23 protein-coding genes and 1 pseudogene are annotated in these 24,058 nt (G+C 59.7%); 9 read left to right on the top strand and 15 right to left on the bottom strand.

Going from position 1 to position 24,058, the window contains the following annotated elements; all coding sequences use genetic code 11:
- Positions 1-64: 64 nt before the first annotated feature.
- From AC2FEE_RS21420 to AC2FEE_RS21430, 3 genes are read left to right on the top strand one after another with little or no spacing between them, the layout of a single operon-like run.
- Positions 65-724, top strand: coding sequence for a Tim44/TimA family putative adaptor protein (locus AC2FEE_RS21420; protein ID WP_496867392.1), 660 nt, complete (start codon positions 65-67; stop codon positions 722-724).
- Complete coding sequence (gene mltA / locus AC2FEE_RS21425; protein ID WP_496867393.1) at positions 721-1,761, top strand: murein transglycosylase A; 1,041 nt, start codon at positions 721-723, stop codon at positions 1,759-1,761. The genes AC2FEE_RS21420 and mltA overlap by 4 nt, the downstream gene beginning before the upstream one ends.
- The gene (locus AC2FEE_RS21430) at positions 1,761-2,348 is read left to right on the top strand and encodes a Smr/MutS family protein (protein WP_496867394.1); all 588 of its coding nucleotides are present in this window, start codon (positions 1,761-1,763) and stop codon (positions 2,346-2,348) included. The genes mltA and AC2FEE_RS21430 overlap by 1 nt, the downstream gene beginning before the upstream one ends.
- Here AC2FEE_RS21430 and AC2FEE_RS21435 read toward each other — a convergent pair.
- From AC2FEE_RS21435 to hslU, 3 genes are all read right to left on the bottom strand, one after another.
- A complete protein-coding gene (locus AC2FEE_RS21435) occupies positions 2,345-3,562 on the bottom strand; it encodes an MFS transporter (protein ID WP_496867395.1) in 1,218 nt (405 codons plus the stop codon). The genes AC2FEE_RS21430 and AC2FEE_RS21435 overlap by 4 nt on opposite strands.
- Entirely contained in the window at positions 3,559-4,659 is a 1,101-nt protein-coding gene (locus tag AC2FEE_RS21440) for an alpha/beta hydrolase (protein ID WP_496867397.1), read from the bottom strand. Before AC2FEE_RS21440 ends, AC2FEE_RS21435 begins: the two co-directional genes overlap by 4 nt.
- Before the next feature lie 96 nt (positions 4,660-4,755).
- Complete coding sequence (gene hslU, locus AC2FEE_RS21445; protein ID WP_496867399.1) at positions 4,756-6,063, bottom strand: ATP-dependent protease ATPase subunit HslU; 1,308 nt, start codon at positions 6,061-6,063, stop codon at positions 4,756-4,758.
- Between the two features lie 191 nt (positions 6,064-6,254).
- Between hslU and AC2FEE_RS21450 the strand changes: the two genes are divergently transcribed.
- Positions 6,255-7,496 carry an MFS transporter gene (locus AC2FEE_RS21450; protein ID WP_496867401.1) on the top strand — a complete coding sequence of 414 codons (1,242 nt, stop codon included), beginning with the start codon at positions 6,255-6,257 and terminating at the stop codon, positions 7,494-7,496.
- Here the strand turns inward: AC2FEE_RS21450 and hslV are convergent.
- Positions 7,488-8,045, bottom strand: a complete 558-nt coding sequence (hslV, locus tag AC2FEE_RS21455; RefSeq protein WP_496867402.1) for an ATP-dependent protease subunit HslV — start codon at positions 8,043-8,045, stop codon at positions 7,488-7,490. The two genes, AC2FEE_RS21450 and hslV, sit on opposite strands and share 9 nt — an antisense overlap.
- 197 nt (positions 8,046-8,242) lie before the next feature.
- Between hslV and AC2FEE_RS21460 the strand changes: the two genes are divergently transcribed.
- Positions 8,243-8,437, top strand: coding sequence for a DUF1127 domain-containing protein (locus AC2FEE_RS21460; RefSeq protein WP_496867403.1), 195 nt, complete (start codon positions 8,243-8,245; stop codon positions 8,435-8,437).
- Between the two features lie 57 nt (positions 8,438-8,494).
- Here AC2FEE_RS21460 and AC2FEE_RS21465 read toward each other — a convergent pair whose 3' ends face one another.
- From AC2FEE_RS21465 to regB, 10 genes and pseudogenes are all read right to left on the bottom strand, one after another.
- Entirely contained in the window at positions 8,495-8,857 is a 363-nt protein-coding gene (locus tag AC2FEE_RS21465; RefSeq protein WP_496867404.1) for a Lin0512 family protein, read from the bottom strand.
- The gene (locus AC2FEE_RS21470; RefSeq protein ID WP_496867406.1) at positions 8,854-9,204 is read right to left on the bottom strand and encodes a Lin0512 family protein; all 351 of its coding nucleotides are present in this window, start codon (positions 9,202-9,204) and stop codon (positions 8,854-8,856) included. The genes AC2FEE_RS21465 and AC2FEE_RS21470 overlap by 4 nt, the downstream gene beginning before the upstream one ends.
- Before the next feature lie 66 nt (positions 9,205-9,270).
- Positions 9,271-9,609: pseudogene (trxA, locus tag AC2FEE_RS21475) on the bottom strand (thioredoxin); the annotation flags it as partial.
- Positions 9,610-9,651: 42 nt separating this feature from the next.
- Positions 9,652-13,011: a double-strand break repair helicase AddA gene (gene addA, locus AC2FEE_RS21480; RefSeq protein ID WP_496867407.1), complete on the bottom strand. Its 3,360-nt coding sequence runs from the start codon at positions 13,009-13,011 to the stop codon at positions 9,652-9,654.
- Positions 13,008-15,935: a double-strand break repair protein AddB gene (addB, locus tag AC2FEE_RS21485; protein ID WP_496867408.1), complete on the bottom strand. Its 2,928-nt coding sequence runs from the start codon at positions 15,933-15,935 to the stop codon at positions 13,008-13,010. The genes addA and addB overlap by 4 nt, the downstream gene beginning before the upstream one ends.
- Positions 15,928-16,614 (bottom strand): nucleotidyltransferase family protein, encoded by a 687-nt coding sequence (locus AC2FEE_RS21490; RefSeq protein ID WP_496867409.1) that lies wholly within the window; start codon positions 16,612-16,614, stop codon positions 15,928-15,930. Before AC2FEE_RS21490 ends, addB begins: the two co-directional genes overlap by 8 nt.
- The gene (locus AC2FEE_RS21495; protein WP_496867410.1) at positions 16,611-17,615 is read right to left on the bottom strand and encodes an aminoglycoside phosphotransferase family protein; all 1,005 of its coding nucleotides are present in this window, start codon (positions 17,613-17,615) and stop codon (positions 16,611-16,613) included. Before AC2FEE_RS21495 ends, AC2FEE_RS21490 begins: the two co-directional genes overlap by 4 nt.
- Positions 17,612-18,085, bottom strand: coding sequence for a tRNA (adenosine(37)-N6)-threonylcarbamoyltransferase complex ATPase subunit type 1 TsaE (gene tsaE, locus AC2FEE_RS21500; RefSeq protein WP_496867412.1), 474 nt, complete (start codon positions 18,083-18,085; stop codon positions 17,612-17,614). Before tsaE ends, AC2FEE_RS21495 begins: the two co-directional genes overlap by 4 nt.
- Positions 18,086-18,126: 41 nt before the next feature.
- Positions 18,127-19,632, bottom strand: coding sequence for a PAS-domain containing protein (locus AC2FEE_RS21505; protein WP_496867413.1), 1,506 nt, complete (start codon positions 19,630-19,632; stop codon positions 18,127-18,129).
- Between the two features lie 61 nt (positions 19,633-19,693).
- Positions 19,694-21,091, bottom strand: coding sequence for a sensor histidine kinase RegB (gene regB / locus AC2FEE_RS21510; RefSeq protein ID WP_496867414.1), 1,398 nt, complete (start codon positions 21,089-21,091; stop codon positions 19,694-19,696).
- Positions 21,092-21,183: 92 nt separating this feature from the next.
- Between regB and AC2FEE_RS21515 the strand changes: the two genes are divergently transcribed.
- From AC2FEE_RS21515 to AC2FEE_RS21525, 3 genes are all read left to right on the top strand, one after another.
- Positions 21,184-21,804 carry an SCO family protein gene (locus tag AC2FEE_RS21515; protein WP_496867415.1) on the top strand — a complete coding sequence of 207 codons (621 nt, stop codon included), beginning with the start codon at positions 21,184-21,186 and terminating at the stop codon, positions 21,802-21,804.
- Between the two features lie 76 nt (positions 21,805-21,880).
- Positions 21,881-22,435, top strand: coding sequence for an ActR/PrrA/RegA family redox response regulator transcription factor (locus AC2FEE_RS21520; RefSeq protein WP_496867416.1), 555 nt, complete (start codon positions 21,881-21,883; stop codon positions 22,433-22,435).
- A gap of 60 nt (positions 22,436-22,495) precedes the next feature.
- Entirely contained in the window at positions 22,496-22,840 is a 345-nt protein-coding gene (locus AC2FEE_RS21525; RefSeq protein WP_496867417.1) for a hypothetical protein, read from the top strand.
- A 36-nt stretch (positions 22,841-22,876) separates the two neighbouring features.
- Here AC2FEE_RS21525 and AC2FEE_RS21530 read toward each other — a convergent pair whose 3' ends face one another.
- Positions 22,877-23,470 carry an HD domain-containing protein gene (locus AC2FEE_RS21530; RefSeq protein ID WP_496867418.1) on the bottom strand — a complete coding sequence of 198 codons (594 nt, stop codon included), beginning with the start codon at positions 23,468-23,470 and terminating at the stop codon, positions 22,877-22,879.
- A 205-nt stretch (positions 23,471-23,675) separates the two neighbouring features.
- Here AC2FEE_RS21530 and AC2FEE_RS21535 point away from each other — a divergent pair, with 205 nt between their 5' ends.
- A complete protein-coding gene (locus tag AC2FEE_RS21535; RefSeq protein WP_480641434.1) occupies positions 23,676-23,990 on the top strand; it encodes a hypothetical protein in 315 nt (104 codons plus the stop codon).
- Positions 23,991-24,058 lie beyond the last annotated feature (68 nt).

A 24,058-nucleotide genomic window follows, 5' to 3' on the forward strand; every position in this document is an offset into this window, starting at 1 on the left:
AACTGTCACCTACATAGTGGCATGAGGCCGTGTATACAAAGTCGCGGTCTGAAAAGAGGATGAAATGAACGAACCGATGATCCAGTTGCTGGTCCTGGCCGGAATTGCCGTTTTCCTGATCCTGCGCCTGAAAAGCGTGCTGGGCACGCGTGAGGGTTTTGAAAAACCTCCCGTTCAGCAGCAGCCTGATACACAGAACGCCCGTCGCGGGTTCGAGGTGATCGAAGGCGGTCCGGATCATGACATTACAGATCATGTTGCCGAAGACAGCGAACAGGCACAAACGCTGGCCGCGATGAAGCGGGTTGAGCCCAGCTTCTCGGTCACTGAGTTTGTGCAGGGCGCACGCGGTGCCTATGAAATGATCGTCATGGGGTTCGAAAAGGGCAATCTGGACGAAATCCAGCCTTTCCTGTCCGAAGAGGTGTTTGACACCTTCGTTTCCGTCGTTGCAGCCCGCGAAGATCAGGGGCTGACAATCGAAGCCGAGTTCATCGGCGTCCGCGAAACGACGCTGGCGGATGCGAGGTTCGACAAGGATACCAATCAGGCCGAGATCACCATGAAATTCGTGGGTGAACTGACCTCGGTCGTGCGGGATCGCGGCGGTGATATCATCGAAGGCAGCCCGAACACCGTCAAACGCCAAAAGGACAGCTGGACCTTTGCCCGTGTGATGGGCTCGGACGATCCGAACTGGCTGCTTGTTGCCACGGACGCATGATTGCCGCACTCCGGTCGCTTTTACTGGTGGTCGCGATGACCACCGCAAGCGCCGCCGGAGCCGAGGCGACGCGCTCTATCCTGTCGTTTGACGATCTTGAAGGCTGGACCGCCGATGATCACGGCGCGGCCCTTTCGGTGTTTCTGAACACCTGCGGTGATTTGGACGACCCGGATTGGCGCGCGCTGTGCAATGTTGCACAAACCTATGAGGCCGATGCTGCGCGATCCTTCTTTGAGCTGTTCTTTCGCCCGGTTTTGGTCGAAGACGGCAAAGATGCGCTGTTCACCGGGTATTTTGAACCCGAACTGGATGGGTCCCGCAGTCGGACAGATCGTTTCAAATACCCGATCTATAAGATGCCGCCCGAGGCGCGGGCCGAAGGACCTTGGCTCAGCCGCCGGGAAATCCTGACCGGTGACGCCATGACCGACCGGGGGCTTGAGATTGCCTGGGTCGATGACCCGGTCGAGCTTTTCTTTTTGCAGATTCAGGGCTCGGGCCGTATTCGCTTGGCCGATGGCGGGGCTTTGCGGGTGGGTTATGGCGGCGCCAACGGGCACCCCTATCGTTCCATCGGAGCTGAGCTGATCCGGCAGGGTACGTTGGCGGCGCATCAGGTCAGTGCCCAGATGATCAAAGCCTGGGTGCGCAAGAACCCAGAGGCCGGGGCGGAATTGCTGTTTCACAACCCCTCTTACGTGTTTTTCCGCGAGGTTACCCGTGTTGCGCCTGAGTTTGGGCCGCTGGGCGCGATGAACCGATCCGTCACCACCATGCGCAGCATCGCCGCAGATCCGGCCTATACGCCGCTGGGGGCTCCGGTCTGGGTGGAAAAGGACGGGAAAGAGCCCATGCGCCGACTGATGATCGCGCAAGACACAGGTGCGGCCATCAAGGGGGCGCAGCGGGCGGATATCTTCATTGGTACAGGTGATGAAGCCGGACAGGCCGCCGGACGTTTGAAAGACCCGGGCCGGATGGTCCTGCTGCTGCCGATCCAGCGCGCCTATGCCCTGATCCCGGATGAGTTCTGATGTCCCGCCGCAAATTGACCGCTGAAGAGATCGAGCTGTGGCGCAAGGTCACCAAACAGGCCGAGCGTCTGCATCCCGAGCTGCCGCAGTCGGTGCATCCGACCTCTCTGCCCAAGCCCAAGCCGTCCAAACCGCCGAAAATCCGGCTTGAAGGATTCGAGGTCGGCCAGGCCGCGCAGGTCAAACCGGTGCGTCATGCGCTGAAACCTTCTGTCACCGACAGCCTGCGGGCCAGCCCGGTGCAGATGGACACCAAGGCATTCGGGCGAATGAAACGCGGCAAGCTCAAGCCTGAAGGAAAGCTGGATCTGCACGGGATGCGTGTCGATACGGCGCATCCGGCGTTGATCCGGTTTGTCCTGACATCGCAGGCACAGGGCAAGCGGTTGGTTCTGGTGGTTACCGGCAAGGGCAAGGATCGGGATGAACTCGGGCCCATTCCCACCCCGCGCGGCGTGTTGCGCAATCAGGTGCCGCACTGGCTGTCGATCCCGCCGCTGGCGCAATCAGTGCTGCAGGTGACCCCCGCGCATATCAGCCACGGCGGTGATGGGGCTTATTACGTCTATCTGCGGCGCAACCGCTAGAACCCGGCCCGGGCGCGACGGATGCCAGTCCACGCTAGTGCGCAGACCAAAACAAAGAAAACGGCAATCCACAGGAATTGCGTACCCAGCGAAACGCCGCGGTCGATCAGCACGCCTGTCAGTGCCGGGCCGATGGCTGATCCCAGTACCATCACCGCTGTGGACAGCGCCTTGATCGCGCCGATATGCCGTGTGCCATAGAACTCGGCCCAAAAGGCGCTGGGCAATGTGTTGTTCGCGCCGACGGTCAGGGCCAGAAAGATCAGGCCGATCAGCGCCCCACTGATCGTGCCCACGACCGAGAGGATGGCAAACCCGACTGCCATGGGCAGCTGGTAAAACGGCATGATCCGCGCTGTGCCCCATTTATCCAGCGCCCAGCCCGCTGCAAACATCGACAGGATCGAGACGCCGGTGAAAACCGGAAACAGGGCGACCAGTTGGATATGCGGCCAACCCTTGACTGCGGCCAGATGCACCTGATGAAAGAAAAAGGCGGTGATAAAGGCCGACGGCCCTAGGATTGCGGGGGCCATGAACCAGAATAACGGATGGAGCAGCGCCGCGCGCCGGGTCCAGTGCCGGTCCTGCATTCCGGTGGCAGTGTGATCGCCCGTCAGGCTCTGCGGCGTGCGTTCCTGTTGCAGCAAGCCCATCAGGACCGGGATGCCCAGGATTGTCACTCCGGCGGCCACCACCCACAACCAGCGCCAGTCCAGAAAGGCCATTGCGGCCACAAAGATCAGCGGCAGCAGGGATTCCCCGATCGCATAGCCCAGCGATGCGATGGACAATGCCTTGCCCCGGGTGGCGGTGAACCAGCGCGCCATGGCGACCTGCGCCAGGTGGATGCTCATCCCCTGCCCGAACAGGCGCAGCAGAAAGATCACGAAGGGCAGCAGCAACAGCGCGCTGTTTGTCGCCATCGCCAAAGCCGCAAGGGCCAGACCGGACAGAACCACCGGCCCCAGTACCCGCACGCGGAAGATATCGGTCAGCCCCCCTGCCCAGATCATAACGATGGCCGACACGGTGGTGCCCAGCGAATAGATTGCCCCCCATGAACCATGGCTCAGGCCGAACTCTGCGCGGATCTGCCCCGAGAAGATCGAGATGAAGAAGGTCTGCCCAAAGCTGGACAAAAAGGTCAGAAGGACACCCGCGCTCAGCCAGTTCGCATTTTCGATCAGATACCGACGCAGGCTGAACGTCACGGAGTGGTCACCTCGGCCTCGCCGGTTTCTGTCAGGACGATCTCAGTCGCACCATCGGGGTTGCGTTGGTTGCGCGGTACCAGAACGTCGATTCCGGGTCGTTCATCGGGTCCGAATGTGTTGCTGACCCGTCGGACCGAGCTGAGGATCGCCAACAGTGCCGGAGAAGTGGCGGCCACGAAATGCGACGACTGCGCATCGCTGCTGAACGCTGTGGTGTCGATCACGTTGATCGGAAACTCTGCCAGGCCGCTGATCGAGCTGATATTGCCCAGCCGTTCCCCCTTGGCCGTTCCCCGCATTCGGGCCGAGATGTTCAGAATTTTGTCTTTCTGCGAAACCATGACCACAAACGGATCCGGCGGCGTGTCGATCCGCTCCATCTGCGAGCGGAACAGGTCCACGTCCAGATCGGGCGAGATCAGAATGACCCCTTCGATGTTTCTGTTGGCCCAGCCGGGTTCCTGCAATTCGGCTTGTCGCATCATCTCCATCGACAGGGCGCTGCCCATCGAGTGCGCCACCAGAATAACCCGTTTGACGCCCATGGATTTCAGTTCACGAATGGTCTGCTCCAATCCGTCGCGGGCAAATAACATACTATCCAGGTCGTAGGCATACCCGAATCCCGTCGCGCGGCTGGGCCAGGAATAGACAAGAATAGATCCGGGCAGACCGATGTCGTGGGACAGCTGCGCCGCACGGAAGATGGTTTCCGTTTGGGTCGAGTTATAGCCGTGCACAAAGATCGTAACGTCGTCCTCGCCATGCAGGTGTTCCCGCAAGCCTTGCGGGCCATCCAGTTCGGTTATCCCCGCCAGAACAAATTCTTTTTGCGGATCCGGATTGGCATAAGAAAACTTCAGCGTCCCTGGTGTGTGGCTCGGCGGGATCGAAACCTTGGTTTCCAGAAACTGCAGCGTTTCGCCGCGCTGAAACCCGTATGACCCGTCCGGCTCGCGGGCGCGCGTTGTGCTGGCAAACACGGTTTGAGGCGTGCCAATGGTCAGGGCCGAGGGCACGGTCTCAGTAATCGTCCTGTCGACGCAGGCGGTCAAAGACAGGGAGGCAATCAGAACAATAAAATAGCGCAGCACGGAAAACCCTCAGAGCGTTTTGCGCTAAGCTATCGATTTCTGGCCCCACGTCCAGCGACATGGGGTAAGGGGAACGGCAAAAACCGGCTGTTCGTGTTACAGAACGTAACGGCTGAGGTCGGTGGACTTGGTCAACTCACCCAGATTGTCATCCACAAACTGCGCGTTCACTGTGATCTCGGCGCCAGCCTGATCGGGGGCGGTGAAGGACAGTTCTTCGAACACCCGCTCCATCACGGTGTAAAGCCGCCGCGCACCGATGTTCTCGATGGTCTGGTTCACATTAGCGGCGATACGGGCCAATGCCGCGATGCCGTCTTCGGTAAAGCTGACAGTGACTTCTTCGGTGCCCATCAGGGCGGTGTACTGGAGGGTCAGGGCGTTGTCGGTCTCGGTCAGGATGCGTACGAAATCCTCTTCGGTCAGCGCGCGCAGTTCGACGCGGATCGGCAGGCGCCCCTGCAGTTCCGGCAGCAGATCAGAGGGTTTGGCAATGTGGAACGCCCCAGATGCGATGAACAGGATGTGGTCGGTTTTCACCGGACCATGTTTGGTCGACACGGTCGTGCCTTCGATCAGGGGCAGCAAGTCGCGCTGCACCCCTTCCCGGCTGACATCGCCGCCGCGTGCGTCTGACCGGGCGCAGACCTTGTCGATCTCGTCCAGGAACACGATGCCGTTCTGTTCGACCGACTCCAACGCCACGCGGCTGACGGTTTCATCGTCCAGCAGCTTGTCGGCCTCTTCCCCGATCAGGGCGTCATAGCTTTCGGCGACGGTCATTCGTTTCTTGACGGTGCGCCCGCCGAAGGCTTTGCCGAAGATATCGCCCAAGTTCATCATGCCCATCTGGCTGCCGGGTTGGCCCGGAATGTCGAACATCGGCATCGGGCTCGAACTGTCTGACAGCTCCAGCTCGATCACCGTGTCGTCCAGCTCACCGGCTTTCAGCTTTTTGCGGAACATCTCGCGGGTGCCCTCGCGGGCGTCTTCACCGGCGATGGCCTCGATCACCCGTTCTTCGGCCGCCTGGTGGGCCCTGGCCTTCACATCCTCGCGCATGTATTCGCGGGTCTGGATGATGGCGGCATCGGCCAGATCGCGGACAATCTGTTCCACGTCGCGGCCGACATACCCGACCTCGGTGAACTTGGTGGCTTCGACCTTGATGAACGGTGCGCGGGCCAGTTTGGCCAGACGGCGGCTTATCTCGGTTTTACCTACACCCGTTGGGCCGATCATCAGGATGTTCTTGGGATAGACCTCATCTCGGATGTCGTCGGCCAGCTGCTTGCGGCGCCAGCGGTTGCGCAGGGCCACGGCCACGGCACGCTTGGCATCTTTCTGGCCGATGATGAAACGGTCCAGTTCCGAGACAATCTCGCGCGGGGTCAGGTCGGTCAAAGCGCAGTCCTTTCGGTCGGCATAGCAAAACTTGGGCTTAGGTAATCACCGTTGAGGCGAAAACAACCAAGCCTGTTTCATTGGCAGCGTTGGTTAGCAATGCCCCACCCGGTTTGCAAACGCTTTCCATAGGTGAAACGCGCGCGTTCTGTTACAATGTTTTCAAGGCGTTGAACGTCAGGAGCGCGGACATGACGAAAATTGCCAAGATCACTTTGCTGTTTGTGGTGTTTGTGGATCTTATCGGACAGGGGCTTGTCTTCCCGATCATCAACTCACTGATCATGGAAACGAAATCCGGTTTCCTGCCCGAGAGCACCCCGGATGGCCGCCGCCATTTCTACTATGGGCTGGTGATAGGGTGCTTTTTCCTGTCGTGGTTTCTGGGGGTGGTTTACGTCTCGAAGGTCTCGGATTCCATCGGGCGAAAAAACGCGCTGTTGGTGTGTCTGGGTGGTGCGTTGGCGGGCTATGCCATCACCATCGCTTCGCTCTATATGGACAGCTTGCTTCTGTTGATTCTTGGGCGGTCGATCACTGGGTTCACAGCCGGCAATCAGCCCATCGCGCAGGCAGCGATGATTGACGGCAGCACCGATGCTGCCGATCGGGACCGAAACATGGGCTATATCGTGACCGGTGTCAGTTTTGGCCTTGTCGGTGGCCCGATCATTGGCGCTGTTTTGTCGGACTCGGCTCTGCTGGGTAGTATTGCCACGCTGAAAACCCCTTTCTACGGCGCTTTTATTCTGGTGCTGATCGCCATATTCCTTGTCCTGACATTCTTCAAAGACACGCGCACAGAGCGCACAGCCTTCGTCTTTCGCCCCCGCGATATAACCGACAGTCTGATCGCGGTGCGCGGACATCCGATGGTTCTGAAAATCCTGCCGGTCTATTCGTTCTTCATGATTGCCAATGTCACATTCTACGTGTTTGTCGACAATTTTCTGACCAGCCGCTTTGGCTATGGCGTGATTGGCGGCAGCGTGGCGATGGTGGTGATCGGCTTTGCGCTGGCCTTTTCCAGTACCTTCCTGGTGAAACCGGCACAGGAGAAGTTCAGCAAGCACCAGATCGTCTACACCTCGCTGATCGTCATGGTGATCTGCGGATTTGCCTTCGCGTTTAGCCCCAGCGGTGTGCTGAGTTACGTGCCGGTCTTCTTCTTCTATTTCTTCTTTGGCGTTTCTTACCCAACCCTGCTGGGCTTGTTTTCGTCCAGCGTCAGCGAGACGGATCAGGGCTGGGTCATGGGTGTGACCACGGCGGTCTTCTGTCTGGCCGGAGGGGTCATGTCACTGATCGGCGGCGGGTTGATGAGCATCGATATCCGCGTGCCTTATTACATCGTGATCATCGCTGCGATCTTTGGCCTGATCGGGATGCACCGCCGCTGGAAAGGGAAAGAGATCAAGGCGTTGTTAGCCTGAAATAGTCTCAACCGTCAGATTGCCGTTGGTATAGACGCAGATATCGGCGGCAATCGCCATCGCCTCACGCGCGACCTGTTCGGCCGATTTGTCGCCGTCAATCATCGCGCGGGCTGCGGCCAGAGCGAAATTGCCGCCCGACCCGATGGCCGCCACGTTGTGTTCCGGCTCCAACACGTCCCCTGCCCCGGTGATCACCAGCAAATCCTTGCCATCGGTGACGATCAGCATCGCCTCAAGCTTTTGCAGGTACTTGTCGGTGCGCCAGTCCTTGGCCAATTCGACTGAGGCGCGGGCCAACTGGCCGGGCGTGGCCTCAAGCTTGGCTTCCAGCCGTTCCAGCAGGGTGAACGCGTCAGCTGTCGATCCGGCGAACCCGGCGACGACCTCGAACCCGCCCGGTGACAGTCGGCGGACCTTGCGGGCGGTGCCCTTGATCACGGTCTGACCCAGGCTGACTTGTCCGTCGCCGGCAATCACCACTTGGCCGCCCTTTTTGACGCCAATGATCGTTGTGCCGTGCCAACCGGGAAATTCGCTGTCTGCCATCAGGGCCTCCGTTCTTCGTTGGCATCCTATATGGGCCGGACCCGTCCGCAGCGCAACAGTTCACAAGCTGCTTAAAAGATATGCAAGAATCGCAAATCGGGGTTACCGGACTAGCAATTGTGAGTCGCGCCGCCTGGTCCTAAATGAGGCTTACAACCGACGAAGGGTCGGCTGTTTCAGTTTGAAGGAATGCGCAAATGGCAACCACCGCAAATATCCATGCGCCGCTCGGAGCAGCTACCATCCTGCATGTAGTGGACGCGTTCACCGCAGCTTTCGAAAAAGCCGCCGAGTGGAATGAAACCCGCAAGACACGCAAAGTTCTGTTGGAACTGAGCGACGCACAGCTGGAAGATATCGGCCTGTGCCGCGCGGACATCAAAAATATCTGATCCGCGATCAGTACGACCGCAATAGATAAGCCGCTCATTCGAGCGGCTTTTTCTTTGTCACACCAGTTTGTATTGACCCGAACGGTCAGGCAAGAAGGCCTCAATCGCAGCTGTCGCCACGACATGCCGGGTACCGGATTCGGCGTCTTCTACATCCAGACCGCCTTTGACGGCCCGTACTTCGGCCCGGCCGCGTGGCAGATCAGCGGCGACCAGGTCACAATCCACACGCTCAGGTTCTTGTACGCCAATCGTGACCATCACGCGCATCTCGGCATGGTCGATACCCAGTTTGGAAAACAGAGTGATCGACGAATGATGCAGCGCATCCTGAACCGCCCTCCGCGCCGCCTTGGTGTAGTCCTGCCCGTAGAGGTCATTGCCGGTGCCCATCTCAAGAATGATGCGTTTTTCGGTCATCCCACGGGCTCCATGTCGAACGAGACAACGATGGCCGCATTGGCAATGACAGTGCGTCCCTCGGTATGCGGTTTTTCGATATCCAACCCACCCTGCGTGACGGTGATATTCGGCTGGCCGTAGGGAAAGATGGCTTTCAGCGCGTCTTGATCCACCTGATCGGGTTTCTGCACCCCAATCTCGGCGTCGATGATCATCGCTTCTTTCGGGAAGTCAAACAGCTCGGCCATGTTGACCGAATTGTGCCACAGCGCGTCTTTGATCGCCCGCAGCGCGGCCTCGGTATAGTCTTCCCGCCGCAGCGATGTGCCCATGCCGAATTCCACAAGAACCCGTGTCTTTGCCATCTGATCCTCCGGTGTAAAAAAGGCGCCCGGTGCGGGGCGCCTTTGATCTGTGTGCATCCAAACGGATCAGATGGATTCGTCGATCCAGTTTTGCAGCGCCGCCTTCGGGGCCGCACCTGCACGGTTCGAGACAACCTGACCGTCCTTGAAGATGAACAGCGCCGGGATGCCGCGCACGCCCATGGCGGCAGCTGCGTTCGGGTTGCTGTCCACGTCCACCTTGGCGATCTTCACTTTGCCGCCGTATTCAGCAGCCAGCTCTTCGAGAGCAGGGCCGATCTGCTTACAGGGGCCACACCATTCGGCCCAGAAATCGACAACAACGGGGATGTCGGAATTCTTGACTTCGGCGTCAAAGGTATCGTCGGTTACGGCTACGGTCGACATTTTCTGTCTCCTGAATGGGGTAAACTCGGGAACAGAACGTAGGGGCCGGGCATGGCAAGGTCAAGATATATGGGTGCGGGCCAGTGCATCCGTCACAAGATCGTGTGGCAACCACATAAGCTCCGCCGTTCGGGTCCACAGGATCGCCGTTCGGATTTCGCGACCCGGATAGATCTGGGCCAGCGCCTGCGCACAAGCCCCCATCTGCCGCAACAGACCTTCGGGGCAGGCCGATGGGCTGCTGGGAACCGTGGCATTTGATTTGAAATCAACCACCTGCACATCGGTATCCGTCACGATCAGCCGGTCGATCACCCCGTGCATACGCCGCCCGCTCAGCTCGGCAGTCACCGAAACCTCGGCCAGTGCGTCGCCTGCAAAAACGGCTTGCAGATGGTCCGCTGTCAGTACGGCTTGCGCCTCGATCAGTAGCTCTTGCCGGTCCACTTCCTGCATATCGGGCAGAATCCGGGCGCAGAGCTGAGGCCAGTTTTCTTGTGTAACCGACGACAAGTGTTCCAACAGCAGGTGCAGACGCGTACCGCGCAGCTTGGCGGTCTCTTCATCCTGACCGGTATCGCCGGGCAACGCCTTGGCCCCGCCCAGATCCGAGGGGCTGAGCGTTTCAGGTGCCGGTTCCGGCGCCGTTGCGGCGTTCAGGAAACGGTCCGGCAGCGGAGTTTGGGCCACCTCGGGCTCAGAATGTTCCACAATCGGCAGCGGGTCCCAATCCGCATGGGACAGGCGCAACGTGTCGGACTCTGGCAGTTGAGTGGCCCCTGCCCGCGCCATCGCCGCCTCGACCATCTGATACCAGCTGGTTCCGTCCTTGCCGACATCCCCCGCCGCGCCCACAATCAACCACTTTTCAGCCCGTGTTAGAGCCACGTAAAGCAACCGAAGTCGTTCATTTTCTTCCCGCGCCCGCGCGTCGGCCCGCGCCGAAACCATCAGGGCCGGAGAGGCATCTGCCGGCACCTTCCACAGCGGTGTGCCCTCACCCACCATGATCTCGGCGTCGCGTGGGGCCTGCCGTTTGCCTGTATCCGGAAGGATCACGATCGGAGCCTCAAGCCCCTTGGAGCCATGCACTGTCATAACCCGGATCATGTTGCCAACGCCGCTCATCTGCCGTTTGATTTCCAGATCGTCTGTCTGCATCCAGACGAGAAATCCAGTCAGGCTGGGGATATCGGTGCGTTCATAAGCCAACGCCTGCGAGAGCAGCGCGTTGATGCCATCCTCGGCCTCGGCCCCCAGACGACCCAGCAGCTTGCGCCGTCCACCATGGCGGGTCAGGATTCGCTCGATCAGGTCATAGGGGCGTAGGAAGTCGATTTGACCACGCAAGTCGTTCAGGATTTCCAAGGTTTTCGGAAATTCCTCGGCACGCTGGCGCAGAGCAGCCCACAGGAATTGCTCCTGCCGCCGATGCGCCAAATCGAACAGTTGCTGTTCGCTCCAACCGAACAAGGGTGATTTCAGCACGGTCGCCAGCGACAGGCTGTCCTCGGGCGTGGCCAGAAAACTCAGCAACGCGGCCAGGTCTTTCACGGCCAGTTCCGCTCCGACTTTCAACCGGTCAGCCCCGGCGATGGGCAGGCGCAGGGCCTTGCAGGCGCGGATGATCTCGGCAAACAGATCGGAGCGGCGCTGCACGAGTATCAGGAAATCCCCTGGTTGCACCTTGCGGCGTACAAATGTGCCTGGCGTATCGCCATCCTCAGGGATCGTCTCTTCGCGGTCGATCATGTCCTTGATCGACTTGGCCACCTTCTCGGCCAGAATGACGGTGTGGTGCCGCGCGCCGGGGCGATCGACCGGATCGGTCCAGTCGCCATCATCGTCTTCTTCGACCTTCTCGACCACTGGCCACAGATCAACCCGACCGGGCAGATCAGCCTTGAAAGCACGGTGCAAGCTGTCCTTGTGAAACCCGGCTTCAGTCCGGTTCTCGAACAGGATATCGACCAGAGACAGGATCGCGCTGGAGGACCGAAACGAAAACTCCAGCGTCGAATTCCACAGTTTAGAGCCTGATTCCGCCAATCTCCGCCCGAATTCCTGCTGCATCCGGTCAAAGGCCTGCGGGTCGGCGCCCTGGAAGGAATAGATCGATTGTTTCTTGTCACCCACCACGAAAATCGTGCGTTCTACCCCGGATCTGGCCCCTTCCCCGCTGGTGAATTCCTGCGCCAGTTTCTCGACCACGTCCCATTGATCGGGGCTGGTATCCTGTGCCTCATCGACCAGAATGTGGTCAATGCCACCGTCCAGTCGGTACAGTACCCATTCCGCCACCGCCGGATCGTTCAGTACCTGCCGCGCACGCAGGATCAGGTCATCGAAATCAAGCCAGCCGCGCAGTTGCTTGCGCCGCTCGTATTCCGGCAGGAATGCGGTGGCAAAGCGGTGCAACACATGGGTTTTGCGCGCCGCAACCAGCGCCAACCGTTGTTCGCGCGCGGCCTCGATACGCAACATGAAGGATTCCAACTGCGGCATCTGATCCGCCAGTGCACCTTCGCGCAGAGCTTTGGTGGGGAAGCTGTTGATCTTGGCGCTGAATGGTTCTTTGGCGGACTTTCCTGTCAGAAACACGCTTTCCAATATGGGCAAGCTGCCGGTCCGCGCCTCGGTAAACGTCGCCAGTTTGGCAGCCGCCTTGGCGTTGTTGCCGCCGCTTTCGGTCAGTGCAGGCAGGATCGAGCGGATAAGATCAACTTCACTGCCCAGAAAAACGCGGGCCTGCAGGGTGTTTTCATCAAACCCCTCCGGCAAGTTGAACCGTTGCAGCAGGTCGCGCCAGTCCAGCGGCTGCGCAAACAGGTTGCGTTTATGAGTGATGGCGGCAGTCAGGCTTTCAAACCCGGTATCGGTGACGAATCGCGCGACTTCCTCGATCAGCGCGGCTTGCTGGCCTTCGGCGAAATCTTCCACGATTTCTTCCCGCAGCAACGCCGCCGCGCGATCTTCCATTTCCGAGAATTGTGGACTGACCCCGGCCTCCAGCGGAAAACGGCGCAGCAATGAGGCGCAGAACGAGTGGATCGTCTGAATCTTCAGCCCGCCGGGCGCCTCGATGGCGCGGGCGAACAGGGTGCGGGCCTGTGCCAACCTGTCGGGGTCAATTACGCCCGGCACGCCCAGGTCGGTCAATTGAGCCAGCAGCGCACTGTCGCCCAACATCGCCCACTCACCCAACCGTTTGAACAGCCTGTTCTGCATCTCGCTGGCGGCGGCTTTGGTGTAAGTCAGGCACAAGATGTGCTGCGGTTGCACCCCACCCAGCAGCAACCGCGCCACCCGGTCGGTCAAAACCCGCGTCTTGCCCGAGCCGGCATTGGCCGCCAGCCAGGTTGAGGCGTCGGGTCGTGCCGCCTGCACCTGCCGCTCGGTTGCGTCGTTGCGGGCCTTCATTTCAGCACCTCGGGATCGGTCTCATCGGTTCGGTCCCATTCGCCGAAACGGGCGAGGTGGTCATAGTCGCCAATGTCGGTGTCCTTTTGCAGCATTCGGCGTGATGTGAAGCCTTGATCAGGCTCTAAATAAGCAGAAACAAGCTCTTTCAGTTCGGAAAGAACCTTGTCGGGCGGTTCCTTGGCCAACGGGGCTGTGACCTCTTTATACGTGCCGCCCATGCCGATAAAGACAGCCTCGGCCACGGGAATCGGATCGATTCCGTCGATGGCGCCCTGTTCGGCCATCGCGGCTTCGATCAGCAGTTGTTTGTCGAACTTGGCCTGCTGGCTTTCGGTCGGAGGCGTGCCTGTCTTGTAATCCACAATCCGCAGCGCGCCGCGACTGTTGTGGTCGATCCGGTCCGCCCGGCCTGCGATGGTGAAATCCACAGGGCTCAGGACCAGTTTCATCGCGGCCTCAAAAGCCACCGGTCCTCCGTCGCCGCGACGGGCGGTTTCGGCGGTCAGAAAGTCGTCGGCGATGCGTTCCAATCGCGCCAGCCAGAGCTTGCGGGCCGTGGGCCAGGCCACATGTTGATCCAGCAGCGTCTCGGCCCGTTTCAGGAAATTCTCGCGGGTCAGCAAGGCGCTGTCTAAAACACTGTCCTTGATGAAATGTTCGAGGATTTCGTGGATGACTATCCCGCGCAACAGGGCATCCGGTGCCTGAACCAAAGGGTCCAGCGGGCGCAGCCGCAGCACATGTTTGGCGTAGATCGCGTACGGGTCGCGGATCAGGCGTTTGATTTCGGTGACGCTCAGACGGCGTGGGCGTGCGGTGGCCGGCGGGCGTGGAGACGGGCGCGGTGCCGGGTCGATCCGGGGTGCGGCTTCAAGTTGTTCCGACCAACGCAGGTATGACTGTCCACGGGCACGCATCGCCGACAAAGCCGCAGGGCCACCCTGCCCCGGCAAACCCTGCAACAGGTTCGTCATCCGGTTCAGCCAGCGCGAAGGCACGGTTTCGGCGTCGTCCGACCGGGTCGCGCGGGTCAGCCAGACCTCGGGCGCGCCGACAGCCTGTTGAAAGTCGTGAGCCGACAGGCCGATGCGGCGTTCGGGCAGCAACAGCCCGGCCTTGTCGCGCATCTGGCGGTTCAGCCAGGGATCAGGTGCAGCGGCTTCGGGCCAGCTGCCTTCATTGAGGCCCCCAAGGATCAGCAGTTCGGCGCCCTGCACCCGTGCCTCAAGTGTGCCCCAGATCATGATATGCGGATGCGGCGCGTCGCGGTCGCGGACCTCTTCCCCGGCCAGCAAGGCACCCAGCAGGTCTGCGAAGTCATGGGCGGACATCGAGCCACCATGTTCAGCCTCATCCTCTAGCGCCGTCAGAACCGACAGTGCCTTTTGACCTGCGTTCTTCTCCCACAGCGGGCCGGTTTCGCCCTCGCTACCGGCTGAAATCGCTTCTGCCAAAATACGCAGGCGCTCCACCCAATCTGACAAGGGCAGCTCACCCTTTACATGCTGGTCGCAGAAATGCGTCGTCAGCCAGCCCATCCAACCCTCGGGCACCTCTTTGCGGATGGCGAATGCGGTCAGGCTGGCGCTGTCAGGGTATGGTGGGCCGTGACGCCGCAAATCCAGTTCAAGATCGCGGCTATGCAGCAGATGTGCGCCGCGATCACCGCCGCCATGGCAGAGCGGATGTTTTAGCAGGGTCAGCAGCGCCTCACCTTCCAGCCGCCGGGCGAACAGACCCGCCACATGGCGCAGGAACCGGCCCGGAGGTGACAATTGCAGCGGTAGGCCCGCACTGTCATCAGGCAGGATGTTCCAACGATCCAGCGCGGCGCTGACCTGACGGGTCAGCATCCGGTCCGGGGTAATCAGTGCGGCGGTCTGGCCGGTCTCAGCCGCTTCGCGCAGGCGCAGCGCGATGGCCAGCGCCTCGGCCCGGGGGGATTGCGCCTCGACCAGTGTCAGGTTTTGCGTGGCATCGTCCAGATCGGTCAGCTGCGGCCCTTCGGACATCCAGGCATCAGTGATCGGAGCGGGACGTAACGCCAGTGAAATCAACCTGTTGCGCGCAGGTGAGGGGGCAGGATCATCAGTCCATGGTTCGATTTGGCCAGGTTGCATATCAAGCCGTGCCATCAGCTTGCGGAACCGGTATTGCGGGTGATCTTCTGACGTCAGCGCCTCGTCCAGCCCTTGCCAGACGTGATCCGGCTGATTGAAATCGTAACCGGGCAGGATCAGAGCGCCTTGGGGCAGGCGCGCGACAGCCTCCATCAGCATCAACGTGGTGCCGCGCGATCCGGTTGAACCCGCAAGGATAACGGGATGCTGCGGTGGGACCACCTGCCAGCGGTCAATCAGGTTCTCCACCACGCGCCGTTGCCGCGCCTGCGCGTCCAGCGTATCGGGGCCGGGGTCAATAAAGTGATCGGCAATCCCGATAAAGGCCTGTGCACGCGCCCAATGCCCGGACATGTCGCTGACATCCAACTGCCGGATTGCATCAGGTGAAACGCTTTCGCCCTGCATCTCATCAATCAGCGCCGCCAGACTGTCGGACAAGTCGAACAGCGAGGAGCGCGCCGCCAGATCAGGTTGCTGTTCCAAGAGCTTGGCGATCAATTGCGTTAGTTCCAACCTGCGTCTCAGCGGCGGAATGGCGGGTGGAACTTGCGCCAGATCGACGCTTTCGCCCAGATCGGTGACCAGTGAAAGCCGCGGCAGCAGGCAAGCGGGGCCCTGATCGAACAGATCGCGCACGCGGCGGGCCATACGGCGGGTGTTCACGACAAGCTGCACACGTGCCAAGGCCTCGGGCGGGTGTTCGGCGCCGCGCAGGTGAAGCCCATCCACCAGCGCTTTGGGAAAGTCCGATCCGGGCGGAACGGCAAAGACACGCGGCGTGGCGCTGGGCTTAAACATCCGCAATCAGCCCCTCGGCCAATGTGATCCCTTCGGGGCGACCTACGTCGCACCAGCGGCCGGGATAGGTGGCCGCGAACAGGCGACCTTTGCTATGCATTTGATCCCAAAGCAGGTTTAGCGAGAATGCCTTGTCCGGGATCGCCATCAACCCCTCGGTCTTGAGAATTTGCGCCCCGCCATAAATCAGACCGGGACCACGGGTAATCCGACCCTCGGCATCGGCGGTGAAATCACCCATGCCGGCGTGCCCGATGGTCTGGTCGATAGGTACGCACATCAGTAACGCATCCATTCGATCGGGATCCCAGGCATCGCGTAACAGGGTCAAGGGGTTCGGCCCGGCCCAAATCGCATCGGTGTTCAGGGTGAAAACCGGATTCGGCCCCAACAGGGGCAAAGCGGCGCGCAACCCACCGCCGGTTTCCAGAATCTCGGGCTCTTCGCGGGACAACAGGACGCCTTTGGGAGACAGGTGAGTCCCGAGCTGATCGGGCAGATAGTGCAAGTTGGCCACCACACGCTTGGGGCCGAGACCGTCCACCAGATCCAGCGCATGGTCGATCAGGGGGCGGCCCGCGACCTCGATCAGAGGTTTCGGAAGGTCCTTGGTCATCGCGCCCATGCGTGTGCCAAACCCGGCAGCAAACAGCATCACGGCTTCGGGATGTCGGGTCATGTCTGTCTGAGCCTGTCCTGGTTTTCCGGGGTTGGATCGGGCAGGGCTGTGCGTAGCAGATCAGCTATGGTCGCCAGCGCCGGGTGGTCCAGATCGCGCATCAGATGTGCCCATGTGGCCGGTATAAGATCAACATACTGAGGTTTACCGTATTCCGTCGCCAGACGGGCAAACACGCCCAGAATTCGCAGATTTCTCTGCGCGCCCAGTACGGCATAGGCGGTGCGGAAGTCGTGATCATTCACGCCAGTTGCGGTGATATAGCGGTTGACCATTTGCATCTCGGTGCCCGGGGCTACGTCGCGGCGGACATCCTGCAGCATCGACACAAGGTCATAGGCCGGATGGCCCAGCATGGCGGTCTGGAAATCCAGCAATCCCACGCTTTTCACGCCTTCACGGTCCGGCAGCCAGATCATGTTTTCGGCGTGGTAGTCGCGCTGGACCACCACTTTGGTCCCGGATGTTTCCTGATGCAGAATGTCCGAAAACCGGTATTCGAACTGCTGCCGCGCGTCCGTGTCGTGCCGACCGTGAACCGCCTGCGCGTATTTGGTAAAGGACAGCGCTGCAAGTTCGGACATCAGCGACGGGTCATAAGAGGGCAAAGACAGGGTGGGGGCCTGATGCAGTGCAATCAAAACGTCAGTTGCGGCCTCGTATAGCTGCCGCTCCATCTTTGGGTCTTGCTTCAGAACGCGGGCAAACAGGTCATCGCCCAGATCTTCCAGCAGCAGAAAGCCGAATTCCGTGTCCTCGGCATAAATCTCGGGCGCGCTGAGGCCAATAGAGCGCAGGTGGTTTGCCATACGCACAAAGTTCTCGACCGGTTCGGCCTTGCCCGGGGGGGAGTCCATCAACACGGCGGTCTGGCCGGTTTCGGGATCGGTCAGACGCTCATATCGGCGGTTCGAGGCATCCCCAGCCAGCGGCGCACGCCTTGCGTTAACCCATGGTGTTTGTGCAATCAGCGCCTCGGCCAGCACAGCGCGGTTCGTCATGCGGCGCTCTCCAGCTTGCGGGGCCATTTCGGATCGGACCACGACAGGGTCAGAAGACGGTTTTCCATTGTATCAGGGTCTGTTTCGAAGCTTAGTTTCAGGGCGGTATCAGGGGTCAGCGGGCCCAGTTTGTCGGGCCATTCGACCAGACAGATGGCCGAGTCAAATGCCTCGGTCAGGCCCAGTTCCTCGATCTCTTCCACGGCGGTAAGCCGATAGAGATCGCAATGCCAGATCTCGCCCGCCGGGGTGTCATAGGCCTGTACGAGTGTGTAAGTGGGCGAGGGCACATCCTCGGGAACGGTCATCAGCGATTGAATCAGACTGCGTGCGAAATGGGTCTTGCCGCTGCCGATCTCACCTTCAAGCAGTACCACATCGCCGGTGCACAATTCTGCCCCGAGCCGGGCGGCGAATTGGGATGTTTCTTCGGGCGAAGTCAGGGTTATGGAACGAGGGTGCAACGTCATGGCGCCACAATGACCTCAGGCCCTGTCGGCTGCAACCCGGTTCAGGCGCTGATTTGGCGCAGCGTTTGCGATGTCCTAAGCTCGTCCACCACAAACCGGACAATCGTTGCGCCGTTCTGCATCGGGCTGACGACACAGGTCAGTTCGGTGCCGTTGCGCATACGAATATCACCGGACCATTCGGCGCGGTTGTCGCGCATCTCGACAAAATCGCGAACTTCACCCAGCAGAGGTGTGGCGGCGCATTGGTCCTGCCAGCTGCGGGTCACATCCAGCACCGAGTCCGGTTCGAACCCGGCCTCATCCGAGACGCTCCACAGTTTTTGATAGGCGAGGTTGGTGAAGGCCAGCGTTCCGTCATCGCCAAACACCGCGATGGCATCGGCCAGTTTGTCCAGAACCGATTGCATCAGGTCCATTTCCGAGCGGAAGCGGCGGGTCAGGGTAATCTCGGCCGTGATATCCTCGAACAGAAATGCCACTGCACCGTCGGGATGCGGGCGCCCGCTGACTGAATAGACCGACCCCGAGGGCAACGACCACGTTTCCTGATAGTTTCCGTCCTCGGCGGCCTCGAGCAGGTCGTTCATCTGGCTGCGCCAACTGCGGTAATTCTTGGGTTCAGGCATCATATGCTGATCGCGCAGCCGGTCGAAAAAGCTGGACAGGCTGGGGCGGCAACTGAGGAAGTCCGGGGGCAGGGTGGTCAGGTCGATCAGGGCCGGGTTGAACAGCGCCAGTTGCCGGTTGCGGTCGAAGATCGCCAGCCCGATTGACAGTTGGGCAAAGGTCTTCGTCATGGTCTGCACGAATTTGCGCTGGGTGGTTTCGGCGGCAACAATAGCATTGATATCAACCGCATAGCACAGGTGGCCTTCGGGGTGATCCACCAGTGTAAGGTCGAACCACAGTTTGTTCTCGCTGCTTTCGGACGAAATCGAGATGCGGGTCTTTGCACCCAACCTCGAGTCCCCGTCTGCGCCGGGAAACAGCGGCGCGGTCAGATCGGTATCCGGGCCACGGACCTTTCTGACCAATGAGACATAGGTGGCATTGCACCATCGGACACTGCTTTGATGATCCAGCAACCAGACGGGGTAGGGGGCTTGTTCCATCGCCAAACGGATCGGATCCTGCGCGTCGCGTTGGACCGGGGTCGGGCGTTCGGCGCTGTCGCGCAGCTGAACGCGGACGATGCCGTCAACCCATTCGCACAGAATGTCCCGTTCGACGGTGCAGTCGATCGGGGGAATGACCAGCGTGCCCTGATGACGAATATGGTCGGGTGTTTCGGGGAAACTGGGAAAATCCCGCTGTAACAGGCGGCGAAGGTCGGGCCAGTCGCGGACGGCTTCGAAACCTTCGAGCGCGATATCGGAATGGCTGATCAGGCGGTTGCCGTCGAACAAAAACACCGCATCATACAGCGATGCGGGCGCGGACAATCCGAAATTGTCACCCCTGTGCCGTCGGCGGGGTAAAAGCCATTGTACGGACAGGCTGGCAGACACCAGGCTGATCGCGGCCAAAATGATCCAGTCGACCATGCGCCCTCCGGGAACTGATACCGAAGGAAATATGTGTGTAAATGGTTAACGGGGTCTTAACTCAGACCTGGATTTGCTGGTTTTCACCCGACGGAACGGGAGTGTCGCCGGTCTGGGCATCCACCATATTGCGTGGCCACGACACACGAACAATCGCGCCTCGGCGCTCGGGATTGTCACAAAGGGTTTGGTATGGGTCCGCGCCGTTTGCAAAATCCAGCTCGGCGCCGCTGCGTTCCAGCAGGGTCTTGGCGATGAACAGGCCCAGCCCCATGCCCTCATATTCCGGGCGGGTTCTTTGATCGTTCTCGACCCGGCGGCGGCGCATGAAAGGGTCTCCGATCCGGCCAATCATCTGCGATGGATACCCGCGCCCGTCATCCATAATGTTAACGGTGATCTGATCCGTGCTCCATTCGGCCTCGACCCAGACATTTGCGCGGGAAAAGTCCACCGCGTTCTGGATAAGGTTGCGCAGCCCGTGAATGATTTCGGGCTTTCGCAGGATCGAGGGTTGTTGCACATCGCCATCCCCGGCTGGACCTTCGGAAAAGTGCACGGTCTTGCCTCGATGAAGGTGCGGCTCGGCGGCCTCATGCACCACGGTGGACAGGGGTGCCTGCCGCAGATGCAAGTCGTCCTTGCCAGCCCGGCCCATATCGCGCAGGATATCACGGCAGCGGTTGGCCTGTTCGCGGATCAGAGCGGCGTCGTCCTTCAGGTCGGGGCGGTCATCCAGTTCTTCAATCAGTTCGGAACTGGCTAGCTTGATGGTGGCCAGCGGCGTGCCCAGCTCGTGCGCTGCGGCTGCGACAACACCGCCCAGGTCGGTCAGTTTTTGCTCACGTGCCAGGGCCATATGTGTGGCGGCCAGCGCCTCGGACATCGATTGCACTTCGACGCTGACGCGGTGGGAATAGGCCCCGATGAACACGATCGCGATGACAACCGCCGCCCAATTGCCGAACAAAAGCATGTCCGGAATCTGCAGTATGAGGCCTTGTTCGGTACGCAAAGGCAGGTGAAACTCAGCCAGTAAGCTCGTCAGCACAATTGCCACTGCACCGACAATCAGGGTTGAGCGCGTGCTCATCACATTGGCCGAGATTGTCACCGGCCCCAACAGCAACAGGGCAAAGGGGTTGTTCAGGCCGCCGGTCAGGTACAACAGGATGGCCAATTGCGACAGGTCGAACAGCACCATCAGGAAGTTTTCGAATTCGGTCAGGCGCTTGTTTTTCGGGAACAGAAGAATGGCGGTCGTGTTTCCCATGACCGAAATACCGATGGCCAGATAGCAAAGCGCCAACTCCAGCTGCACCTGAAAATACTGCTGCGCAACAGTAATGGCGGTGAACTGACCGATGATGGCTACCCAACGCAGCAGGATCAGCGTGCGCAGGCGGATCCAGCTGCTGCGTTCCTGACTGCGCCATAATGTGATGTTGGAATTTGCCATCGGTCTATTATGTCCTGTTGCATCGGCTGATCATCTTGATAGGTGTCCGCGTCGAAACGATCAACAACCCCTCTCATCCCAGGATTGATGCCATGATCCGTCTTTATGCCATCCTTGCAACCGTTGTTCTGGCCGTCGGTCTGGGCGCCATGTGGCTGCTGACGCGAGGGGCGGGATCGGACGATCAGTTCGCGCAATGCCGTTCGGCGCAGATCGCGGGCGGTACCGCTGCAATCGGCGGCCCGTTCGAGCTGGTCAACGGCAAGGGTGAAACGGTCACCGACAAGGACGTGATCACCGAACCGACATTGGTCTATTTCGGCTATACGTTCTGCCCCGATATCTGCCCGTTCGACATGTCGCGCAACGCCGAAGCCGTGGATATTCTGGCCGAGCGTGGCCAATCAGTGACGCCGTTGTTCATCTCGATCGACCCCGACCGGGACACGCCGCAGGTGGTGGACGACTTTGCCTTCAACCTTGGTGGCAAAACCGTCGCACTGACTGGATCGCCCGAGCAGGTCAAAGCCGCCAGCCAGGCCTACAAGACCTATTACCGGGCACATGACAAGAGCGACGAATACTACCTGGTCGACCATTCCACCTTTACCTATCTGGTGACGCCCGAGCACGGATTCCTGGAATTCTTCAACCGCGATGACACCGCCGAACAGATGGCCGACAAGGTTGGATGTTTTCTGGACAAGCTTTGATGCGTTTGACCTTTGAAATGGCGCTGCTATTACTCATGTTTAAGCCAAAGGCGTGAAATAGCGGAAAGAACAGAATATGGCGGACAGCTCTGACTTCGATATCGGCCCCGATAAATCCCTGCTTCTGGTGGATGATGACGAGCCGTTTCTGAGACGTCTTGCCAAAGCGATGGAAAAGCGCGGGTTCGAAGTTGAAACTGCAGGCTCTGTCGCCGCAGGCCGCGCCATATCCACCGCCCGTCCCCCTGCCTATGCCGTGGTTGATCTGCGGTTGGAGGATGGCAACGGTCTGGACGTGGTCGAAGTGCTGCGTGAGAAACGCCCTGACAGCCGGGTCGTGGTTCTGACCGGATATGGCGCGATTGCCACCGCCGTGGCCGCCGTCAAAATCGGCGCGACCGATTACCTGTCGAAACCCGCCGACGCCACCGACATCACCAGCGCATTGCTGGCCAAGGGCGACGAACTGCCCCCGCCGCCGGAAAACCCCATGAGCGCGGACCGCGTGCGCTGGGAGCATATCCAGCGGGTGTATGAGCTGTGTGACCGGAACGTCTCTGAAACTGCACGCCGTCTGAACATGCACCGCCGAACCTTGCAGCGGATTTTGGCGAAGCGCAGTCCGCGGTAATAGGGCCGTCCAACCTTTAATTTGTTGAAACTTCTAGCCATAACTGTCCCTGAAACCCGAATGCAACGATTGGGTGCCCTAGTTTTTGGGACAAATTCGCTGATGGCGTTGATCGTTGTTGGAACTGTTGTTTCTCAAGTTTGGGCTGAGCCATGGACAGTAGCAGGAGAATCAGCGAGTGTCTTTGGGTTGGCAATTTGCACTATGTTGACTTTCTTTGGCTGCGCCCATGCGTTGACTGCCGTATTTCCCAATCTTCTAAGAGCGCGGCGCACGCGATCATCTCTTCAGTCTGTCGATATCAGTGAGATAAACGCCGAGAAGTTCAAGTTTCTTTATCAGGTTATTGGTTGGTTAACTTTGATCGGTTTGGTGACAATCGGTGTTTTCTACGTTGCCCAATAGAATAACCAGTCGATCAGAACTACATGCGCTCAGTTCTTACAGTTCATGAAGTAACTCCCTGTGCCGCTTCATATACGCCTCCCGCACCTCAACCGGCGGTCTTAGCGTTATCTCCAACCCCTCCATGACCGCCCGATCTGGGCGCCCGAAGAATTTGGTCGCCTCGGCCTCTGAAAACCCGGCAATCTGGGTCGCCTCCATCCAGGCGCTAATTTTGTCGGCCTTTTTGATCTGCCGCTTCACCGTTTTCGGCACCGCAGCAGGCAATCCGAACCGGATATGGATCGCCGCCGCCAACCGGTCGTCCAGCGCGCCGTAATCCGGACCGACGGCGGATTTGACCGGTGAGATCATATCTCCGATCACATATTCCGGCGCGTCGTGTAACAAAGCCGCGAGCCGCCATTTCACAGGTGCTTTGGGGGCAATCCGGCCAAAAAGCTCTTCGACCAGCAGGGAATGTTCGGCCACGGAATAGGCGAAATCGCCCGCCGTTTGCCCATTCCAGCGGGCCACAAAGGCCAGTCCGTGGGCGATATCTTCGATTTCGATGTCCACAGGGGTCGGGTCCAGCAGGTCCAGCCTGCGCCCCGACAGCATTCTTTGCCATGCTCTAGGTTGTGTTGCCATTCCGCCATACCATGTGAAGTTGGACACGTTAATTTCGCGCTTTTGTGTTATGATGTACCTGTCGAGATCACCAGCTGCCAACTTTTTCTTGACCAGACGTGCTTTGAACCAGCGCGTGGTGATACCGACATTTGTGCTGAGGGGGGTGCACGCTCCTCCTGGTGTGCCCCTCTCGGAACGTAACCCGTATCGAAAGGAGCTAGCTATGTTTAAGCGACTGTTTGGAATTACCATGGCCTTTGGAATGGCCGCCACTGCCCCACCCGCATTTGCCCAAAGTTGTGCACAGCGCGAGCATGTGATCGCCAAGCTGCAGGACAGCTATTCAGAAGAGCTGGTCTTTGGCGGATTGCAGAAAACACGCGGTGCGCAGACAATTATGGAGGTCTGGACCTCGAAGGAAACCGGAAGCTACACGGTTCTGGTGACCCAGGCGAACGGCATTAGTTGTATTGTCGCCGTTGGCACAGATTTTTTTGAAGCGATCCCAAAGATTAAGCTAAAGGGTCAACCCAGCTGAATTGAGCGGCGGAATACCCCGTTTCCGGCCAATAACGTTGCCACCTGCCCCAAGGAATGCTAGGGGCA

The sequence above is a fragment of the Ruegeria sp. YTSC199 genome (assembly GCF_059609725.1).

Coding starts and splice junctions, on each gene's coding strand:
- AC2FEE_RS21420 (WP_496867392.1), top strand. CDS start 65: ATGAACGAACCGATGATCCAGTTGCTGGTCCTGGCCGGAATTGCCGTT.
- mltA (WP_496867393.1), top strand. CDS start 721: ATGATTGCCGCACTCCGGTCGCTTTTACTGGTGGTCGCGATGACCACC.
- AC2FEE_RS21430 (WP_496867394.1), top strand. CDS start 1,761: ATGTCCCGCCGCAAATTGACCGCTGAAGAGATCGAGCTGTGGCGCAAG.
- AC2FEE_RS21450 (WP_496867401.1), top strand. CDS start 6,255: ATGACGAAAATTGCCAAGATCACTTTGCTGTTTGTGGTGTTTGTGGAT.
- hslV (WP_496867402.1), bottom strand. CDS start 8,045: ATGGCAGACAGCGAATTTCCCGGTTGGCACGGCACAACGATCATTGGC.
- AC2FEE_RS21460 (WP_496867403.1), top strand. CDS start 8,243: ATGGCAACCACCGCAAATATCCATGCGCCGCTCGGAGCAGCTACCATC.
- AC2FEE_RS21465 (WP_496867404.1), bottom strand. CDS start 8,857: ATGACCGAAAAACGCATCATTCTTGAGATGGGCACCGGCAATGACCTC.
- AC2FEE_RS21470 (WP_496867406.1), bottom strand. CDS start 9,204: ATGGCAAAGACACGGGTTCTTGTGGAATTCGGCATGGGCACATCGCTG.
- addA (WP_496867407.1), bottom strand. CDS start 13,011: ATGAAGGCCCGCAACGACGCAACCGAGCGGCAGGTGCAGGCGGCACGA.
- addB (WP_496867408.1), bottom strand. CDS start 15,935: ATGTTTAAGCCCAGCGCCACGCCGCGTGTCTTTGCCGTTCCGCCCGGA.
- AC2FEE_RS21490 (WP_496867409.1), bottom strand. CDS start 16,614: ATGACCCGACATCCCGAAGCCGTGATGCTGTTTGCTGCCGGGTTTGGC.
- AC2FEE_RS21495 (WP_496867410.1), bottom strand. CDS start 17,615: ATGACGAACCGCGCTGTGCTGGCCGAGGCGCTGATTGCACAAACACCA.
- tsaE (WP_496867412.1), bottom strand. CDS start 18,085: ATGACGTTGCACCCTCGTTCCATAACCCTGACTTCGCCCGAAGAAACA.
- AC2FEE_RS21505 (WP_496867413.1), bottom strand. CDS start 19,632: ATGGTCGACTGGATCATTTTGGCCGCGATCAGCCTGGTGTCTGCCAGC.
- regB (WP_496867414.1), bottom strand. CDS start 21,091: ATGGCAAATTCCAACATCACATTATGGCGCAGTCAGGAACGCAGCAGC.
- AC2FEE_RS21515 (WP_496867415.1), top strand. CDS start 21,184: ATGATCCGTCTTTATGCCATCCTTGCAACCGTTGTTCTGGCCGTCGGT.
- AC2FEE_RS21520 (WP_496867416.1), top strand. CDS start 21,881: ATGGCGGACAGCTCTGACTTCGATATCGGCCCCGATAAATCCCTGCTT.
- AC2FEE_RS21525 (WP_496867417.1), top strand. CDS start 22,496: ATGCAACGATTGGGTGCCCTAGTTTTTGGGACAAATTCGCTGATGGCG.
- AC2FEE_RS21530 (WP_496867418.1), bottom strand. CDS start 23,470: ATGGCAACACAACCTAGAGCATGGCAAAGAATGCTGTCGGGGCGCAGG.
- AC2FEE_RS21535 (WP_480641434.1), top strand. CDS start 23,676: ATGTTTAAGCGACTGTTTGGAATTACCATGGCCTTTGGAATGGCCGCC.